Origin of the sequence: Cedecea neteri NBRC 105707 = ATCC 33855 (assembly GCF_001571265.1) — a bacterium.
Classification (GTDB): domain Bacteria; phylum Pseudomonadota; class Gammaproteobacteria; order Enterobacterales; family Enterobacteriaceae; genus Cedecea; species Cedecea neteri.
Genome location: NZ_BCTL01000035.1, coordinates 1 through 17,178, shown reverse-complemented (window position 1 = coordinate 17,178; position 17,178 = coordinate 1). Strand labels below are relative to the sequence as shown.

General features: G+C 54.9%; 18 protein-coding genes. 10 read left to right on the top strand and 8 right to left on the bottom strand.

Translation table 11 applies throughout. The features are described 5' to 3' along the window. Positions 1-62 precede the first annotated feature (62 nt). Positions 63-1,529, top strand: a complete 1,467-nt coding sequence (guaB, locus tag CNE01S_RS15140; RefSeq protein WP_061277161.1) for an IMP dehydrogenase — start codon at positions 63-65, stop codon at positions 1,527-1,529. 67 nt (positions 1,530-1,596) lie between these two features. Further along, on the top strand, positions 1,597-3,174 hold the full coding sequence (gene guaA, locus CNE01S_RS15135) for a glutamine-hydrolyzing GMP synthase (RefSeq protein WP_061277160.1): 1,578 nt from the start codon (positions 1,597-1,599) through the stop codon (positions 3,172-3,174). A gap of 161 nt (positions 3,175-3,335) precedes the next feature. Here guaA and CNE01S_RS15130 read toward each other — a convergent pair whose 3' ends face one another. Beyond that, positions 3,336-4,034 (bottom strand): HNH endonuclease, encoded by a 699-nt coding sequence (locus tag CNE01S_RS15130; protein WP_061277159.1) that lies wholly within the window; start codon positions 4,032-4,034, stop codon positions 3,336-3,338. Between the two features lie 428 nt (positions 4,035-4,462). Between CNE01S_RS15130 and CNE01S_RS15125 the strand changes: the two genes are divergently transcribed. Then, complete coding sequence (locus tag CNE01S_RS15125) at positions 4,463-4,720, top strand: helix-turn-helix domain-containing protein (RefSeq protein WP_061277158.1); 258 nt, start codon at positions 4,463-4,465, stop codon at positions 4,718-4,720. 54 nt (positions 4,721-4,774) lie between these two features. Here the strand turns inward: CNE01S_RS15125 and CNE01S_RS15120 are convergent, their stop codons facing one another. Together CNE01S_RS15120 and CNE01S_RS15115 are read right to left on the bottom strand one after the other, a co-directional pair. After that, complete coding sequence (locus tag CNE01S_RS15120; RefSeq protein ID WP_061277157.1) at positions 4,775-5,182, bottom strand: DUF2000 family protein; 408 nt, start codon at positions 5,180-5,182, stop codon at positions 4,775-4,777. 57 nt (positions 5,183-5,239) lie between these two features. Then, the gene (locus CNE01S_RS15115; protein WP_061277156.1) at positions 5,240-6,088 is read right to left on the bottom strand and encodes an AraC family transcriptional regulator; all 849 of its coding nucleotides are present in this window, start codon (positions 6,086-6,088) and stop codon (positions 5,240-5,242) included. Between the two features lie 198 nt (positions 6,089-6,286). Here CNE01S_RS15115 and CNE01S_RS15110 point away from each other — a divergent pair, with 198 nt between their 5' ends. Continuing rightward, positions 6,287-7,492, top strand: coding sequence for a M24 family metallopeptidase (locus CNE01S_RS15110; protein WP_061277155.1), 1,206 nt, complete (start codon positions 6,287-6,289; stop codon positions 7,490-7,492). A 237-nt stretch (positions 7,493-7,729) separates the two neighbouring features. Here the strand turns inward: CNE01S_RS15110 and CNE01S_RS15105 are convergent, their stop codons facing one another. Beyond that, a complete protein-coding gene (locus CNE01S_RS15105) occupies positions 7,730-8,275 on the bottom strand; it encodes a hypothetical protein (RefSeq protein WP_061277154.1) in 546 nt (181 codons plus the stop codon). Positions 8,276-8,429: 154 nt separating this feature from the next. After that, positions 8,430-9,047: a LysE family transporter gene (locus CNE01S_RS15100; protein ID WP_061277153.1), complete on the bottom strand. Its 618-nt coding sequence runs from the start codon at positions 9,045-9,047 to the stop codon at positions 8,430-8,432. 184 nt (positions 9,048-9,231) lie between these two features. Here CNE01S_RS15100 and CNE01S_RS15095 point away from each other — a divergent pair, with 184 nt between their 5' ends. Beyond that, entirely contained in the window at positions 9,232-10,152 is a 921-nt protein-coding gene (locus tag CNE01S_RS15095) for a LysR family transcriptional regulator (protein WP_061277152.1), read from the top strand. On the opposite strand, the gene CNE01S_RS15090 is transcribed toward CNE01S_RS15095, so the two are convergent. From CNE01S_RS15090 to CNE01S_RS15080, 3 genes are read right to left on the bottom strand one after another with little or no spacing between them, the layout of a single operon-like run. Beyond that, complete coding sequence (locus CNE01S_RS15090; RefSeq protein ID WP_061277151.1) at positions 10,146-10,517, bottom strand: DUF4180 domain-containing protein; 372 nt, start codon at positions 10,515-10,517, stop codon at positions 10,146-10,148. The genes CNE01S_RS15095 and CNE01S_RS15090 overlap by 7 nt on opposite strands. An 18-nt stretch (positions 10,518-10,535) precedes the next feature. Continuing rightward, positions 10,536-11,543: a S66 family peptidase gene (locus tag CNE01S_RS15085; RefSeq protein WP_061277150.1), complete on the bottom strand. Its 1,008-nt coding sequence runs from the start codon at positions 11,541-11,543 to the stop codon at positions 10,536-10,538. A 23-nt stretch (positions 11,544-11,566) separates the two neighbouring features. Then, positions 11,567-12,076 (bottom strand): P-loop nucleotide/nucleoside kinase family protein, encoded by a 510-nt coding sequence (locus CNE01S_RS15080; RefSeq protein WP_245874381.1) that lies wholly within the window; start codon positions 12,074-12,076, stop codon positions 11,567-11,569. A gap of 264 nt (positions 12,077-12,340) precedes the next feature. Here CNE01S_RS15080 and CNE01S_RS15075 point away from each other — a divergent pair, with 264 nt between their 5' ends. Genes CNE01S_RS15075 through CNE01S_RS15055 form a run of 5 tightly spaced genes read left to right on the top strand, consistent with a single transcriptional unit; the run spans position 12,341 to position 17,009 of the window. After that, positions 12,341-13,405, top strand: coding sequence for an ABC transporter ATP-binding protein (locus tag CNE01S_RS15075; RefSeq protein WP_061277149.1), 1,065 nt, complete (start codon positions 12,341-12,343; stop codon positions 13,403-13,405). Beyond that, a complete protein-coding gene (locus CNE01S_RS15070) occupies positions 13,398-14,027 on the top strand; it encodes an ABC transporter permease (protein ID WP_061277148.1) in 630 nt (209 codons plus the stop codon). The genes CNE01S_RS15075 and CNE01S_RS15070 overlap by 8 nt, the downstream gene beginning before the upstream one ends. Beyond that, the gene (locus CNE01S_RS15065; protein WP_061277147.1) at positions 14,027-14,695 is read left to right on the top strand and encodes an ABC transporter permease; all 669 of its coding nucleotides are present in this window, start codon (positions 14,027-14,029) and stop codon (positions 14,693-14,695) included. Before CNE01S_RS15070 ends, CNE01S_RS15065 begins: the two co-directional genes overlap by 1 nt. A 37-nt stretch (positions 14,696-14,732) precedes the next feature. Continuing rightward, positions 14,733-15,632 carry an ABC transporter substrate-binding protein gene (locus CNE01S_RS15060; protein ID WP_061277146.1) on the top strand — a complete coding sequence of 300 codons (900 nt, stop codon included), beginning with the start codon at positions 14,733-14,735 and terminating at the stop codon, positions 15,630-15,632. 45 nt (positions 15,633-15,677) lie between these two features. Next, positions 15,678-17,009, top strand: a complete 1,332-nt coding sequence (locus tag CNE01S_RS15055; RefSeq protein WP_061277145.1) for an NtaA/DmoA family FMN-dependent monooxygenase — start codon at positions 15,678-15,680, stop codon at positions 17,007-17,009. Positions 17,010-17,178 lie beyond the last annotated feature (169 nt).

The window sequence follows — 17,178 nt, the reverse complement described above, 5'->3', positions numbered from 1 at the left end:
TCTGTATAATGCCGCGGCAATATTTTATCTGTTCTCATTCACCCCCAGGTTGAGATATTGCCATGCTACGTATCGCTAAAGAAGCACTGACGTTTGACGACGTTCTCCTCGTTCCAGCTCACTCTACTGTTCTGCCGAACACGGCCGATCTCGGCACCCAACTGACCAAAACTATTCGTCTGAATATCCCTATGCTGTCCGCAGCGATGGATACCGTGACGGAAGCGCGTCTGGCTATCGCCCTGGCGCAGGAAGGCGGTCTTGGTTTCATCCACAAAAATATGTCGATTGAACGCCAGGCAGAAGAAGTAAAGCGCGTTAAGAAACACGAAAGTGGCGTCGTCACTGACCCGCAAACCGTGCTGCCAACGACCACCCTGCGTGAAGTGAAAGAATTAACCGAGCGTAACGGCTTTGCCGGTTACCCGGTAGTGACTGAAGAAAACGAACTGGTTGGCATCATCACCGGCCGTGACGTGCGCTTCGTGACCGACCTGACCCAGCCTGTTAGCGTGTACATGACCCCGAAAGAGCGTCTGGTTACCGTGAAAGAAGGCGAAGCGCGCGACGTCGTGCTGTCTAAAATGCACGAAAAACGCGTTGAAAAGGCGCTGGTTGTGGACGCGGGCTTCCACCTGCGCGGCATGATCACCGTCAAAGACTTCCAGAAAGCAGAGCGTAAACCTAACGCCTGTAAAGACGAGCAGGGGCGTCTGCGTGTTGGGGCTGCGGTTGGCGCAGGCGCAGGCAACGAAGAGCGTGTTGACGCGCTGGTCGCCGCTGGCGTTGATATTCTGCTGATTGACTCCTCTCACGGCCACTCCGAAGGCGTTCTGCAACGTATTCGCGAAACCCGTGCTAAATATCCTGACCTGCAAATCATCGGCGGTAACGTAGCAACCGCCGCTGGCGCTCGCGCCCTGGCCGAAGCTGGCTGCAGCGCGGTTAAGGTCGGGATCGGTCCTGGTTCCATCTGTACTACGCGTATCGTTACCGGCGTAGGTGTACCGCAGATAACCGCCGTAGCTGACGCGGTTGAAGCGCTGGAAGGCACCGGTATTCCGGTCATCGCCGACGGCGGGATCCGCTTCTCCGGCGACATCGCTAAAGCTATCGCCGCTGGCGCAGCTGCTGTGATGGTTGGCGGCATGCTGGCAGGTACCGAAGAGTCTCCGGGCGAAATCGAACTGTACCAGGGCCGTGCTTTCAAATCCTACCGCGGCATGGGTTCTCTGGGCGCGATGTCCAAAGGCTCTTCTGACCGTTACTTCCAGACCGATAACGCAGCAGACAAACTGGTGCCGGAAGGTATCGAAGGTCGCGTAGCGTATAAAGGCCGTCTGAAAGAGATCGTGCACCAGCAGATGGGCGGCCTGCGTTCCTGTATGGGCCTGACCGGCTGTGGTACTATCGACGCGCTGCGTACCAAAGCGGAATTCGTACGCATCAGCGGTGCCGGTATCCAGGAAAGCCACGTCCACGACGTGACCATCACTAAAGAGTCTCCGAACTACCGCATGGGCTCCTGATTTCACTAGCCCGGCCACGCGCCGGGCTCTTTATATTCTCGTTTCACTTGCCTCGGAATTAACGTCAATGACGGAAAACATTCATAAACATCGCATCCTGATCCTCGACTTCGGTTCTCAGTACACTCAGCTGGTGGCGCGCCGCGTCCGTGAGCTGGGCGTTTACTGCGAACTGTGGGCATGGGATGTTACCGAAGCTCAAATTCGTGAGTTCAACCCAAGCGGTATCATTCTCTCCGGCGGCCCGGAAAGCACCACCGAAGAAAACAGCCCGCGTGCGCCTGAGTATGTGTTCACCGCCGGCGTGCCGGTGTTCGGCGTTTGCTACGGCATGCAGACCATGGCCATGCAGCTGGGCGGCCACGTTGAAAGCTCTACCGAACGTGAGTTTGGCTACGCGCAGGTTGAAGTGAAAACCGACAGCGCGCTGGTTCGCGGCATCGAAGACTCCCTGAGCGCAGCCGGTCAACCGCTGCTGGACGTCTGGATGAGCCACGGCGACAAAGTGACTGCTATCCCGTCCGACTTCGTGACCGTTGCCAGCACCGAAACCTGTCCGTTTGCCATTATGGCCAACGAAGAAAAACGCTTCTACGGCGTGCAGTTCCACCCGGAAGTGACCCACACCCGTCAGGGCCAGCGTCTGCTGGAGCGTTTTGTGTTGGAAATCTGCGGCTGTGAAGCGCTGTGGACCCCGGCAAAAATCATCGAAGACGCCATCGTCCGCATCCGCGAGCAGGTGGGTGACGATAAAGTTATCCTCGGCCTGTCCGGCGGCGTTGACTCTTCCGTGACCGCAATGCTGCTGCACCGCGCCATCGGCAAAAACCTGACCTGCGTGTTCGTGGACAACGGCCTGCTGCGCCTGAACGAAGCCCAGCAGGTGATGGACATGTTCGGCGACCACTTCGGCCTGAACATCGTTCACGTTGAAGGCGAAAACCGCTTCCTGACCGCACTGGCGGGCGAAAACGATCCGGAAGCCAAGCGTAAGATCATCGGCCGCGTGTTCGTGGAAGTGTTCGACGAAGAAGCGCTGAAGCTGGAAGACGTTAAATGGCTGGCGCAGGGCACCATCTACCCTGACGTTATCGAGTCTGCGGCCTCCGCGACCGGGAAAGCACACGTCATCAAATCTCACCACAACGTGGGCGGCCTGCCGAAAGAGATGAAGATGGGACTGGTTGAGCCGCTGCGCGAGCTGTTCAAAGACGAAGTGCGTAAAATTGGTCTCGAACTGGGCCTGCCGTACGACATGCTTTACCGCCACCCGTTCCCGGGCCCAGGCCTCGGCGTTCGCGTGCTGGGTGAAGTGAAGAAAGAGTACTGCGACCTGCTGCGCCGTGCCGATGCAATCTTCATCGAAGAGCTGCACAAAGCCGACCTGTACAACAAAGTGAGCCAGGCGTTCACCGTGTTCCTGCCGGTCCGTTCCGTGGGCGTGATGGGCGATGGCCGTAAGTACGACTGGGTTGTTTCCCTCCGTGCGGTAGAAACCATCGACTTTATGACCGCTCACTGGGCGCACCTGCCGTATGATTTCCTCGGCCGCGTGTCCAACCGCATCATCAACGAAGTGAACGGCATCTCCCGCGTGGTTTACGATATCTCTGGTAAACCGCCTGCTACGATCGAGTGGGAATAATCACTCTCTTAGCTGATTAGATGTGCTGAAAGCCCGCAATTGCGGGCTTTTTGCGTTTTTGACCTGAGATTATTTGACAAATTTTTTCATCGCATGGGCTAAGTAGTACATCCAATTAATTCTCTACAAAAACGAACCTTAAAAAATTAAAATTCATAAGACTAAGCATGCTTTTTCATGATGTTTTTCAACTCTTTCAAAGAATATGGGGGGACTCGAGTATGCGCAATTCGATGACATGTTGGACACAACGAAATTAGGTCTTCTAATTTTGTTGTTCTTTTCCCTAAATTGATTGGATGTAAATGATGACATTCAATAATGTATTTATTATTTACGAAATATTGTTTGTTACATGACTGGCAGGTGTAATTATCATTTTTCTTCCGCGCATTAGCTAGTTGTCTATCTCTTTCGCTCGTCATTCGATTGGAGTCTTTTCTATACCCTTCTTCGGCTTCAGTAGAATCAGGATCTAGGTATTTAGGCTTTACCTGTCCTTCGTTTTTCAAATAAATCCGCTCGAAACCACCATTGTTTTTACCTACGAAAGAAGTCCAGGTTGTATTTGTTGTAAGAGCTAGCTCTAAGTTTTTAATAAAAATTCGATAGCGTGGATATTTTTTTCCTTGCCGCTCGGTATATCCTTCAGCCTTTTTTTCGACAAATTCACCAATGTAAACATCGTTAACGGAGTTTGTTTGGTGAAAAACGATCACATAATCATCGACCCTATCTTTTGATACAACCCAACAACCAGTAGATGATATTCCCTCATTATTAATGAGAAAATTATGTCCCTTTGTTTTCACTGCAACAGCTGTAGAACCTTTAGGTAAAATATCTAAATATGAATCCATTACAACTCCATGTGAGTACATTTAACAGCATTTTTCCCACTAGTGTGGTTTTTAAGGCCCTCTGGGAATATAGACTTAATTTTGACGAGAACTTGCCCTTACAGATTTTTGAATGCTGAAGAGAATATATTGAATAATATACTTGTATAAACATCTAATGCACTGCTTGGATCATAATCTGCTATTAGTATAAGCAGGTCAAGGACTGACAATATAAAGAAGTCAGGAAGCTAGTGTTGGATAATATTGAGGCAGAGGCTAGCAGGCTTTTTAGTAACAAAAGCCAGTATAACTACTCTAACTCGACATTTGGGTTAAGTTATAAGTCTCCCGCTTAAACTAAAGCATGTGACTCATAGTCCGTGGAGTATGCAGCGAACAAAGGCGATGCTTATCCGTGTTGAAACATCAAACACGGGAGAGAGAGCATGAAAGCACAGGACTGGCATCCGGCGGATATCATCGCTGGCATCAGGAAGAAAGGCACGTCGCTGGCGGCGTTATCCAGGGATTCCGGGCTGGCGTCTTCGACGCTGGCAAACGCGTTAACCCGACGCTGGCCTAAGGGGGAGCGGCTTATTGCGGAAGCGCTGGGCAAGCAGCCTCAAGAGATTTGGCCTTCGCGCTATCCGGCTTTGAATACAGGTGCGGTGGAAGAGGGTGATATTCACTCCCACAGTGATTGATCGTAGAAACAGGTCGGTTCCGCTGAAGAAACTGACCTGTTCAACATCTAAATACTACTTATGCAGCTTCATCCCCTTTATCACCTTATCTACCACCTTCTTCGGGCCGCGCATTGCCAGGCCGACCAGGTTCATGCTGTCGGCATCTTCCGCCTGAAATACTTCCCGGTTGGCTGCATCATGCCCGGTGGAAAACATGCCGTGTACGTAAGGGATCAAGGTTAGGTCGCGTTCGAGGCCTTTGCGGTGTGCGGTTTGCAGCCCGGCCAGGTCGGATTCGAAAATCAGCATCGGCTGGCCGGACAAATTGCCGTATTCGCGGCCTTTCGCGTCTATGTAAGGCGCACCCATGATTTCCGGGGAGGCAGCGGCTACGCCGGTGCCGAGAAAAGCCACCACGTTCAGGCGCTGCCAGGTGGGTAAATCGTCGCGTACGATAAAGGCAATTTTGGTATCAAACATCTGTCCTGCTTCTCCGTTCATCTTTCTGAGAAGACATCATCGAAGATGGCAGGGCGGTCAGTATAGAACGTTTGTGCAACGGCGCTGGTAGGCGACGGGGGAGAGGCGATAGGCGCGCTGGAACCAGCGTCCCATGTGGCTTTGGTCGGCAAATCCGGTTTGTGAGGCGACCAGCGCCGGCTCTTTCCCCTGGGCCAGTAGCGCCCTGGCGGTGCGCAGGCGAAGCCGCACAAGGTAGGCATGGGGCGACTGACCAAAAGCCCGCTTAAACTGGCGGTTGAGCCGGAACCTGTCGATGCCGGAGTGTAGCGCGAGTTCGTCGAGGCCGATGTCCAGATGCATCCGATCTTGAAGAAAATCCCGAACCTCATACATTTGCCGAAGCGCATCGTTTGAGGCAGAAGGCGGCCTGAGGCTGATATGGCGGGAAAGCAGGGCTACAAGATGGTCGAGCGTCTGATCGCGGGCGAGTCGGCCTTCGCGATGGTGGACGGCAAAAAACGCCTGCTGAATAGCAATGCTGAGCTGCGGGTCGTCCGCCAGGGTGTTATGGAAAGCGGCTTCCAGCGTGGCGATGTTGCCCAGCCCGCGGCGCTGCATGTTCTCGCTCACCCAGGCTTGCGGCAGGTAGAGCATCGCGTAGGTAAAGCCTTCGGCTTCGGGAGCGTGGCCGTCGTGCACCGCGCCCGGCTCAATCAGAATTGCTCTGCCCGGATGGCTGGTGTGCGTGGTGCGGTGGCAGTTAAAACGCTGGAGCCCTTGCTGCGTCACGCCGACAAGCACTTCGTCGTGATCGTGTGCGTCATAAGCGTGGCCGGAGAAATGGGCATTAATGCTCTCAATGCCGCTCTCGTCATCGCGATTGATATCAACCCAGTCACTGCTTTTTTTGCCTGATGTTTTCACCGCACTGGCCCCGTTATCGTCTTTGCTGAGCGTCCAGCATAGCGATAATCAATAATGATTGCCTGGAAAATACTCAATCTGATGGGGTGCAACAAAGCCTCCCACCGTAAGCCCGCTATATAAATCCCGATTGATCTGCTAAAACATCTGGCGATCCGACTACGGCAAAAGTTAAACAAGATTGAGGTAACGAGCACCATGAATAAAGCAGATCATCTCCAGGCGGTCACGGCCAAAGCCAGAGCAATCATGGCCCGGAATAATATTGAGGCTTTGGTGGTGACCACCCCGGACAACTTTTGCCATGTCACCGGGTTTGCCAGCTTCTTTATGTACACCTTCCGCCACACCGGCGCGGCGCTGGCGGTCATTTTCCGCGATGAAAAGTTGCCATCTTTGGTTGTGATGAACGAGTTCGAGGCGGCAGGCCTGCAGTTTGAGCTGGCGAACTATGAGCTGAAAACCTTCCCGGTTTGGGTGGATGTCGATGAGCCTTTCAACCCACAGCGGGTGATTAAAGAACGGCCGATTGGCCCACCGGTTGAGGCGGTTTTCACGCTGCTCAAGTCCACTTTAGCGGACGCGGGCGTGCTGGATAAAAACATCGCTATCGAGCTGAATGCGATGAGCAACGGCGGCAAGCAGGTTCTGGATAAGGTGATCCCGAATTTACGGCTGGTGGATTCCACGGCAATCTTCAATGAGCTGCGGATGGTCAAAAGCCCGTGGGAGATAGCCTTTCTGCGTAAAAGCGCTCAGATTACCGAGTATGGGATTAGCGAAGCCTTTAAGGCGATTGGCGAGGGCTGTTCGGCGTGGGATCTCACTGCCGCCTATAAAGCGGCCGTCATGCAGCACCCGGAAACCAACCTTTCGCGCTTCCATTTGATCTCGGTGGGCGATGACTTTGCCCCTAAATTAATCCCGAGTCGTGAACCCGTTAAACCGGGGGATTTAATCAAATTTGACTGCGGCGTGGATGTCGCAGGCTACGGCGCGGATTTGGCGCGTACCGTGGTGTTCGGCCAGCCAACGGCAATGGCGGAGCGGATCTACCAAACCATCCTGCAGGGCCACGAGCATATGCTGAGCCTGATTGGCCCGGGCGTGAAGCTCAGTCATGTGTTTAACGACACGATGAGCAAAATCAAAGCCAATGGCTTGCCGCACTATAATCGCGGCCATTTAGGGCACGGCGACGGGCTGTTTTTAGGCCTGGAAGAGGCGCCATTCGTGAGCGCTGCGGCCACCGAAACCTTTGAACCGGGCATGGTCTTTAGCGTGGAAACGCCTTACTACGGCATCGGCGTCGGGGCTATCATGCTGGAAGATATGTTGCTCATCACCGACGACGGCTATGAGCTGTTTAGCCAGTTACCCAGAACGTTACAGCGTTTTGAGTAAGCTTAATCCGGGGCATTAAGTTGCCCCGTTAATATCTTAAGTGCAATATTATTTCAAATGTATGTTGCCCAGCGCGACTAAATTAAGAAATAAAACATCTTATTTTTTGGCGTGGTTGGATGGTGCATTATTCAATAAAAAATAAAGGAACCCATAGAGATTAGCTTGTGAATAAAATGGTCATAAATAATGATGGGCTATACCAGAATGGTTCCTTTAGGTAATAGTTAACTATTTTTAGTATAAACGGCTAACGTCTATCATTTTTGCATGGGCAAGAGAATATTCAGCAGGCCTTAATCTCATTCTTTGCTTTGCCAAATTCATTGCCTGTTGACTGGCGCCGGAGAAATCTTTCGGGTTTTGCCCCTCCGAGATACCGCAGCCTTTTTGATAGTGAAAGTTGAATGTTTTGGGGATAAGGCCAGAGTAAAACTCATTTGAATAGCTGGCGCTGCCTCCCTGCGCTTTTATAAAGCTGACAATGTCATTCCCTATGTGGCTGCTGGGAGGGGAGCATCGGGCATAGCTTTGCTTTCCGTCACCGCCAAAGACCGTTGCCTTAAGGCTGCTCATGCTGATATTTTTAGCCTCTAAAGCATTCTTAATTTCTCTTAAATTTTGCTGTAACCCGACATCTGAATCAAAATGCGCACAGAGAAGATAATCATGCTGCTCTGATACCGCATAAAGTCCCAGACAGGTTTGAATTGCAGGCATGGAAAGATCAAGCCCTTCTTTTTTGAACAGGCCATATTGGCCCTGAAATACGACGACTCTCATATAATCAATTTCCTTATCGGATGAAATATCCGCATAAAGAATATAACAATATGAAAATAATAACACCTGACGATAAGCAAGATATTTCTGTAAAACGTCAGGTGTTGAATCAGAATAAATACAGTGCGGTCGGGAATAAATAATCTCTTCAGCCTCAGCTAAAAAACGCCAGCTTCACCGCAAATATCGCCAGGAACAGGCCGGTGGCCTTCCCCAGCAGATAAACCATGCCCGGCCGCGACCGCACTTTCTCGGCAAGCGACGTCGTCAGGAAAATCATTATCGAACAGTAGATAAAGGTCAGCGCGGCCGCCGTGCCTGCCAGAATAGCGAACGTCGGGATCCCCAGGCTGCGCGCCGGGTCGATAAACAGCGGCAGGAACATCACATAAAACAGAATGGGTTTGGGGTTCATCAGGGTGATGACCATGCCCTGTAAAAACGGCGTTCTTTTGCCGGTCACCGGCGGCGGCGGTGCGCCGGTTTTTGCCTTCAGCAGCAGCTGCGCGCCCATCCACAGCAGGTAAGCGGCGCCCAGCCACTTGATGACCTGAAAAACATGCGGTGAGGATTCGAGCAGCGCCGCCACGCCCGCGATAGCCAACCACAGCAACACCTGGTCGCCCAGTATAATCCCCATCAGGCAGAGATAACCGCTGCGCGCGCCGCCTTTGCTGGCGCTGGTTATCAGGATCAGATTGCCGGGGCCGGGAATGATTAACAGCAGGATGAAAGAGACGACAAAGGTGCCGTAATGGATGATGCCGGGCATGCTCAGGTTTTCCTTAAAGTGCTTGGTTCAGGTGGTGCGTTCTTGCTTTTATCCGCCGTACTGGCTGGCTTTATGATGGGAAGGAAGGCCGGTAGGCGGCAACCGAAAACCGTGATATGTTTTCCTTATCTATGAAGAAATTCGATTTGTCGAAGTCTGTCCTTTCTAATAACTGACTGAAAATATGGCCGGAATAAAGCTAAATCAGCTGGAAATGCTGATAGCCGCAGTGGAAAACAATGGTTTTAGCGCCGCAGCCGCAGCATTGGGCTGTACGCAGTCGCGCATCAGCCACGCCATTGCCGAGCTGGAGCAGCATCTCAACGTTCGTCTTCTGCACCGCTCGCGCAGCGGATGTACACCGACTGCCGCCTGCACGCAGATCCTCAAAGATGCGAAAAAAATCATGCAGCTGCTGGAAGGCATCGAGCAGACGGCGGCGGAAACACCGCAGCTTGCCGGGCGGGTGCGGGTGGCCTGTTTCCGCAGCGCGACGGCTAACTTGCTGCCGCCTTATTTTGAAGCGCTCGCCACGGCCTTGCCCGATATCCATCTGGATATTGATGACAGCGCGACGGAATACCATCACCTCAACGACGCGGTGGTGTCCGGGCGGGCGGATATCGGTATTACTATTCAGGGCTACCCGGACTCGCTGCACGGCGTGCCGTACATCAGCGATCCTTACGTGCTGATGCTGCCCCGCAGCTTCCGCCTGCGGCAGCCTTTTAGCTGGCAGCAGTTAGAAAACCTGCCGTTTATCCAGCCGAACGCCAACACCTTAAGCCCCGCCGTGGAGCGCTGCCGTGAGATGGGGCTGCGTAATGAGGTGGTGCATAAGCTGGCCAGCGACAGCGGCATTGTCGGGCTGGTGAATCAGGGCCTGGGGTTCTCCATTATGCCGTGGCTGTCGGTGCTGCCGGTGCCGGAGAATATGCGTATTCTGGATTTGCCCCAGCCGCTGCGCCGCCATTTGTTCATCGTCACCCGCCCCGAGCTGCGCCATGACAAAGTGATCGCCACGCTGATTAACTTCCTGCGCGATAAGGCGCTGATCCGCACGACCAGCGTCTGGCGCTCGGGCATGCTGGCTTTCGATTACTGACCGGTTTTTGCCAGGCGCTCTTGCAGACTCGCAAGATCCGGTAAAAACCAGCAGCTTTTGCCCCGATTGCATTCCACGATCAGTGCATCGAGCGCCTTGCTCTTCCCTTGCCAGGGTTCAACGTCTCCGAGGATCGCCAGCCCAAGCCGGTAATTCACCAGTTTTTGCAGCCACAGGCCCGCCACGCCGGTGCGCAAATCGAAAAAGCTTTCTGGCAGCCGCGTGACGGGAATCGCGATCCACTTCGCCTGCTGCTCAATGGCCTGGCTGATGCATTCCCGCATTGCTTCGTCATCAAACGTGGTGCCTTGCTCAGTAAAACGGAGCACTTTGGTTTTCCCTGCCTGGATGAGTTCTTCAGTCACCGTCGCGACTCCTCTCTTTTATGCCAGCCATTGGCTGGTCAGTGAAATGGCTTGAGTGTCAAAGTCGATGCGCATCCGCACGCCGAGCGGGAGCGTCAGCATTGGGTGCGTGTGGCAGCAGTCAAAATCGGACACGATGGGGATCTCGCGGTCGTTCAGCACTTCCCTCAGGATCTGCAGCGGCGTTTTTCCGCTGCCCTGATCGTCAAACAGCTCGTGCCTGCCGAGCACAATGGCGGCGATGCGGTCGAACACGCCGCACAGCAAAAGATGGGAAAACTCTCGCTCCAATTCCGCCGCGCTGTGCAGGCTGTCTTCAATAAACAGAATATCGCCCCGGTTGATATCGGGCATGTATTCGCTGCCCCAGATGCCGTAAAGCGTATTCAGGTTGCCGCCAATCACACGGCCTTCTACCTTGCCTTCGCCCTCGAAGCACCAGCTGCCTGGCTGTAGGTTTTTCGCCCGGGACTGCGTTTCCCAGTCGAGCATCTCCTCGGTCCATTCTGCGGGCTGGCTCAGGGTGTACGGCAACGCCTGCGGTCGGCTAAGGATATTGAGGAAATAGTCAAACGTGCTGTCGACCAGCGGAGGGAATTCACCCAAAGAAGCCACCACCGCCGGGCCATAAAAGGTAATCAGCCCAATTCTCTGATAGATACCCGCCAGCAGGGCGGTCACGTCCGAATAGCCGATGATAATTTTGGGATCTTTCATCAGCTGTGCATAGTCGATATAAGGCAGCAGCGAGTTGCTGTTTAAGCCGCCGATGGCCGAGATAATGCAGCGCACGTTGGGGTCGTGTAAAAGGGCATTAAACTCATCCGCCCGCTCGCGAATGGAGCCTGAACGCCAGAAATCCTTTTTGCCCGTCAGGCTGCCTTCCTGCAGAAAAAATCCTTGCGACTCAATAAACGCTTTTGCCCTTTGGTAGCGCTGCGGGGCAAACGCGGTAGCCGCTGATGAGGGGGAAAACACGGCGATCGTGTCTCCCACCGTTAATGGGCGAGCATAAATCTGTGGCATGGCGGCTTCTCCCTGTTGATCGGCTAACGTTTAGCGGAAGCTGGAAAAATAAATTCAAACTCTTCCTGTTCAAACTCATCTGGCTCTTCCCACATACTGCTGGCGATTTCAAAAATATCGTCCGGCACCACCATCGAGAACGTTTCGCCTTGCTCAGTATTGCGGCGCTGCACGCGCTCGCGGCGAACGCTTTTTGGCGCGTCGAGGACGTGTACGCAAAACGGAACACCTTCTTCCTGCAGCTGGCGGAGCAGGGCTAACCTTGGGCCTTGCTGAATCAACCCCAGCTCCAGCGCAATGCTGTGGGTAGCAAGCACGGTGCGGGCATAGCTCAGGATAAGGTCGATAAGCCGGTCTTTGCGCGCCACGTACCAGGGCACAAAATTCCCGGCCGGGCGGTCGGGGCTATAGAGCCGCACGAACCACTCGTCCAGCGCGATATGGGTAAAGCCGCCGCTTTTGGCCAGGGCTTTGGCGTAGGTCGATTTACCCGCGCCAACCGGGCCTTCAATAAAGTGTATTTGGTTCATCATGTAAGCTTTTTGTAGGAGGAATTATCAGGCGCGTTTGGGCGCATTCTCCCCAATAGTAACGGGAGAAATGGCGTTTAAATAGCTACCTTATTTGTTGTTTTTATAAGAAATAACCCGATGATTGCTGATAGTTATTTTCTGGCAATTCTTAGCATCATGTTGAATTTGTGAACGCTTTTTCCTCTGCAATACTGCCCTGGCGTGTGCTGAAACGTATAAGCCCGAAGGGCAAAATTGCGCGGTATGAGGAAGTGCAGAAGCATCATGATTCAACTAGAAAACATCAATAAGATCTATCCGGGCAATGTGCAGCACGCGATTAACTCGCTGAATATGACCATCAACGAAGGGGAGTTTTGCACCTTTGTTGGCCCCAGCGGCTGCGGGAAAACCACCACGCTGAGAATGATTAACCGCCTGGACATCCCGGACAGCGGTGAAGTCTATATTCAGGGGGAACCGCTCTCCCGCGCTGATATCATTCAGATTCGCCGAAAAATTGGCTTTGTGATGCAAAGCCCGGCGCTGTTTCCGCATCGTACAGTCGCGGAAAACATCGCTACTGTGCCGCGTCTTTTAGGCTGGGATAAGCGAGCCATTTCCCGCCGCATCGACGAGCTGGTGGCGCTGATGTCCCTGAACCCGTTGGTGCTGAAACGCTATCCTCATCAGCTTTCTGGCGGGCAGCAAAGCCGGGTGTCTATCGCCCGTGCCCTTGCGGCCGATCCGCCGATTTTGCTGATGGATGAACCTTTTGCCGCCATCGATCCCGTCGTGCGCGACAGGCTGCAGGGCGAGCTGCTGGCGCTGCAGGCCCGGCTGCATAAAACCATTATTCTGGTGACCCACGACATCAATGAGGCGATTCGCCTTGGCGACCGGATTGCCATTTTCCGCGAAGGCGGGCACCTCGCGCAGTTCGATACCCCAGACAACATTCTTTCCTGGCCCGCCAGTGACTTTGTTCGCGACTTTATTGGCCCTGAACCCAATCTTAAGCGCCTCGGCATGATGCGCGTGGGCGATCTGCCGCGCCGGGATGTACCGGTTGTTACGCATGGCGATCCGCAGCTTGCCGATGTCAGCCCGCGTGCGCTGGTTCTGGACGCCGAAGGACGGCCTCAGCACTGGCAGGAAAACGGGCAGCGGCTGGCGGTCCATATTGCCCAAGAAAGTGAGTCCCTGCGCCACGTTTATAGCGCCTTGCTCGACGTACCGCAGGGCGTGCTGGTGCGCGTCACCGCTGAAGGGCACTACGCCGGAACCGTAGACAGCGCTCTGTTAAGCGATGCGCTTAACCGGCATCAGGAGCTGCACCGCAATGATTGACTGGCAATGGGTGACCGACAATCTCGACATGATAGGCGAGCTGATGCTGCAGCATTTGCAGATGGTGCTGCTGTCTCTGGCGATGGGCACGCTGCTGACCGCCGGGATGCTTTTACTGTCTATCGTCTGGCCCGCGCTTTCTGGCCCGCTGATTTCCCTTAGCGGGGTGCTGTTTACCATCCCGTCGCTGGCGCTGTTTATTCTGCTGCTGCCGTGGACCGGGCTGTCTGTCACCACGGCGGTAATTGGCCTGACGCTTTATTCGCTGCTGATCCTGCTGCGTAACGTGTTGGCGGGGATGCAAAAGCTGCCCGCCGACGTGCTGGAGTCTGGCCGGGCGCTGGGCTACACGCGCTTTGGCCGCTTTGTCGACGTGGAGCTGTTTCTGATCCTTCCCGCGCTGTTTGCCGGGCTGCGCATCGCTTCCGTGACGCTGGTGGGCTTAGTGATTGTGACCGCGCTGATAGGCCAGGGCGGGCTGGGGCAGCTCATGATCCTCGGTTTTAACCAAAACTTTTTAACGCCGATTCTGGTCAGCCTGGCGCTGAGCCTGGTGCTGTCGCTGGTGCTTGACCTGCTGATCGCGCGTCTCGGCTACAGCCTGACGGGGTGGACGCGCTGATGGATATCGTACATCAAACCTGGCTTTGGTTTTTGCAGGCCGACCACTGGGGCGGCGATCTCGGTATCTGGCACCGCTTTGGCGAGCATCTCTATTACGTGCTGATAAGCCTGCTGCTTGGGGCGTTGATCGCCCAGCCGCTTGGCATTCTGCTGGGCTACTGGCGGCGTGGGGCGTTTTTCGCCATCAACCTGTTCAACATTGGCCAGGCGTTCCCTTCGCTGGGGATCATCTTGCTGTGCATCATGCTGTTGGGTTTTAACGATGTGCCGGTGTTTATCGCCCTGGTCGCGCTGGCGATTCCACCGATGCTGACCAACACCTACGTCGGCATCAGCCACGCCGATCAAAGGCTGTGCGACGCCGCGAAGGCGATGGGCATGACGCCGCTGCAAAGCCTGATCAAGGTCCGTATTCCGCTGGCAATGCCGCTGATTTTTGCCGGCATCCGTACCTCGTTGCTGCAGCTTATTGCGACGGCGGTGGTGGCCGCCTATGCCGGGCTGGACGGCCTCGGGCGCTTCCTGATCGACGGCCTGGGGCAGCGCGATTACCCGCAGGTGATCGCCGGTTCGGTGGTGATTTCCCTGCTGGCGGTGGGCTGCGAGCTGCTGATGTCGCAGGTGGCAAAACGCTGGCTCAATTTTGCAATACCAACCGCGGGCTAACCCCTGCGCACAACACAACATAAAAGAGAGAAGGGTGATGATGATGAAAAACTGGCTGACGACAGCAGGCAAGGGATTCCGGCTGACTTTACTGGCGGCAGGGCTGGCAAGCGTAGGGTTTGCGGCGCATGCCGAAACCGTCACGATCGGCGGGGCAAACTACTCAGAACAAACGATCCTGGCCAACATCTACGCCAGCGCGCTGAAACAGCAGGGCATCGAGGTGAAAACCCGCCTCAACCTCGGAAACCGCGAAATTATCATTCCGGCGCTCAAAACCGGCGAACTGGACGTGGTGCCTGAGTACCTCGGCGCGCTGCTGAACTACTATCACGGCGGCAGTAAAGCGACGACCGAACAGGAAGTTTCTGCTGAACTGCAGCAGGCGCTGCCCGCGGATTTAGCGCTGCTGAAACCGTCCTCGGCGGCCTCCATCACCGCATGGGGCGTGCGCGAAGAGACGGCCAAAAAATATAACCTGAAAACGCTGTCCGACCTGGCGAAAGTTGCCCCTGAACTGGTGGTCGGTGGCCCGCCGGAAGTAGCGACCCGCGCCCTTGGCCTGCTTGGGCTGGAGCGCGTGTACGGCATCAAATTCAAATCCTTTAAGTCGCTGGATATCGGTGGCCCGCTGAGCCGCCTGGCGCTGAACTCCGGCAAAATCGACGTGGCGACGCTGGTGTCGACCCAGGGCGATCTGCTGAAAGAGAAGTGGGTGGTGCTGGAGGATGACAAACACGAGCAGCCAGCTCAGAACCTGGTGCCGCTGGTGCATAAAGGCGCGGTTTCACCGAAGGTCGAGGAAGTGCTCAACGATATCTCCGCTAAGTTGACCACCAAAGATTTGATCCAGCTGAACAAGCTGGTGGATGTCGATCATAAAGATCCGGCTAAAGTTGCCGACCAGTGGGTAAAAGAAAAACTGGCCGCTAAATAACGAGTCCCCGGCCAGGGAGGGCCATTTCACAACGAGTATCCCGCCATGCCGCAAGCTACCGCCATTTTTAATCTGTTCTTCTTCAACCCGCAGGGCGATTATCGCTTTTCCTGGCGCCACCCGGACGCGCCGGGTAAAGAGATTTTTACCCTGAAGTATTACGCCGACCTGGCGCGCAGGGCCGAAGCCGCCGCGCTGGATAACATTTTTATTGCCGACCATGTCGCCATCTGGGACACGGTGCCCAGCGGCGTGCCGCATTACGCTAACCCTCGGCTCGAACCGATCACTCTGCTGGCTGCGCTTTCGGCGGTGACCGAAAACATTGGCCTGATGGCGACGGCCTCGACGTCCTATACCGAGCCTTATAACCTGGCGCGTTATTTTGCCTCGCTTGACCATTTGAGCGGCGGGCGAGCGAGCTGGAACGTCGTCACCTCCTGGCTACCGGAAGAGGCAGCTAACTACGGGCTGGACACCTTGCCGGAGCACGGCAGGCGCTATGAACGCGCCGCAGAGTTTATCGACGTGGTGCGCAAACTCTGGGATTCCTGGGAAGATGAAGCCGTGCTTATCGATAAGCAAAGCGGCTATTTTGCCGATCCTGAGCGTGTGCATCCGCTCAACCACGAAGGTGAATTCTTTAAGGTGCGTGGCCCGCTGAACGTGCCGCGCCCGCCGCAGGGGCACCCGATTGTGGTGCAGGCTGGTTCTTCTGAGTCCGGCAAGCAGCTTGCCGCCGCCCAGGCGGATATTCACTTTGTGTTTATGAGCAACATTGAGAAAGGGCTGGCCTACCGCGCGGATATGAATCAACGCCTGCGCAAGCTTGGACGCGAGCCGGAACACTTTAAGATCCTCGGCGGTGTGCTGCCGGTGGTGGTGAATACCCCGGAAGAAAGAGAGCAGCGTCGGCAGCTTATCCAGACGCTGATGAACGACCAGATGGCGTTGGATCTCCTGAGCACCTACCTGCGAATGGATATGGGGGAATACGATCCTGACGCGCCGCTGCCGCCTTTGCCGGATGAACAGGGCTTTGACGGGCTGAGAACCGCGCTGCAGATAATCAAAGGCTACGATCCGAAGCTGACGGTGCTGGAGCTGGGCAGATTGCTGCTTCAAAGTTCCGACAGCTGGCTGGTCATCGGCACCGCGCAGGAAGTCGCCGACACGCTGAGCGAGGCGTTTCATGCCGGGGCCGTGGACGGCTACAACCTGATGTTCCCGTTCCTGCCGGTGGATTTCGATAATTTTGTCGACCAGGTTGCGCCGATTTTGAAGGAAAGCGGGGTGATGCAGCGGGCTTACCGGCCAGGTACTTTGCGTGAGAAGCTGGGGCTGCCGCCGGTGGGGAATCAGTTTAAGCGTGGGTGATGGGGGCTTGTTCTTGGCCACAAATATTGTCTATGAAGGGGTGGGTGAGGTTCCGTTCACCTCCAGTCCATATTTATATGTAGTTACCGTACCGGTGAACGTGTCCGGGGGATAACGCCATCCCCCGGACAGCCCCGGCGCCCGGCAAGCTCATAGCCGCTAAAGCGGT

What these genes read in the sequence shown, in the direction of transcription:
- CNE01S_RS15055 (WP_061277145.1), top strand. Translation starts at nt 15,678, where the DNA reads ATGCCGCAAGCTACCGCCATTTTTAATCTGTTCTTCTTCAACCCGCAG.
- CNE01S_RS15060 (WP_061277146.1), top strand. Translation starts at nt 14,733, where the DNA reads ATGATGATGAAAAACTGGCTGACGACAGCAGGCAAGGGATTCCGGCTG.
- CNE01S_RS15085 (WP_061277150.1), bottom strand. Translation starts at nt 11,543, where the DNA reads ATGCCACAGATTTATGCTCGCCCATTAACGGTGGGAGACACGATCGCC.
- CNE01S_RS15120 (WP_061277157.1), bottom strand. Translation starts at nt 5,182, where the DNA reads ATGTTTGATACCAAAATTGCCTTTATCGTACGCGACGATTTACCCACC.
- CNE01S_RS15070 (WP_061277148.1), top strand. Translation starts at nt 13,398, where the DNA reads ATGATTGACTGGCAATGGGTGACCGACAATCTCGACATGATAGGCGAG.
- CNE01S_RS15095 (WP_061277152.1), top strand. Translation starts at nt 9,232, where the DNA reads ATGGCCGGAATAAAGCTAAATCAGCTGGAAATGCTGATAGCCGCAGTG.
- CNE01S_RS15100 (WP_061277153.1), bottom strand. Translation starts at nt 9,047, where the DNA reads ATGCCCGGCATCATCCATTACGGCACCTTTGTCGTCTCTTTCATCCTG.
- guaB (WP_061277161.1), top strand. Translation starts at nt 63, where the DNA reads ATGCTACGTATCGCTAAAGAAGCACTGACGTTTGACGACGTTCTCCTC.
- CNE01S_RS15065 (WP_061277147.1), top strand. Translation starts at nt 14,027, where the DNA reads ATGGATATCGTACATCAAACCTGGCTTTGGTTTTTGCAGGCCGACCAC.
- CNE01S_RS15130 (WP_061277159.1), bottom strand. Translation starts at nt 4,034, where the DNA reads ATGGATTCATATTTAGATATTTTACCTAAAGGTTCTACAGCTGTTGCA.
- CNE01S_RS15125 (WP_061277158.1), top strand. Translation starts at nt 4,463, where the DNA reads ATGAAAGCACAGGACTGGCATCCGGCGGATATCATCGCTGGCATCAGG.
- guaA (WP_061277160.1), top strand. Translation starts at nt 1,597, where the DNA reads ATGACGGAAAACATTCATAAACATCGCATCCTGATCCTCGACTTCGGT.
- CNE01S_RS15110 (WP_061277155.1), top strand. Translation starts at nt 6,287, where the DNA reads ATGAATAAAGCAGATCATCTCCAGGCGGTCACGGCCAAAGCCAGAGCA.
- CNE01S_RS15080 (WP_245874381.1), bottom strand. Translation starts at nt 12,076, where the DNA reads ATGATGAACCAAATACACTTTATTGAAGGCCCGGTTGGCGCGGGTAAA.
- CNE01S_RS15075 (WP_061277149.1), top strand. Translation starts at nt 12,341, where the DNA reads ATGATTCAACTAGAAAACATCAATAAGATCTATCCGGGCAATGTGCAG.
- CNE01S_RS15105 (WP_061277154.1), bottom strand. Translation starts at nt 8,275, where the DNA reads ATGAGAGTCGTCGTATTTCAGGGCCAATATGGCCTGTTCAAAAAAGAA.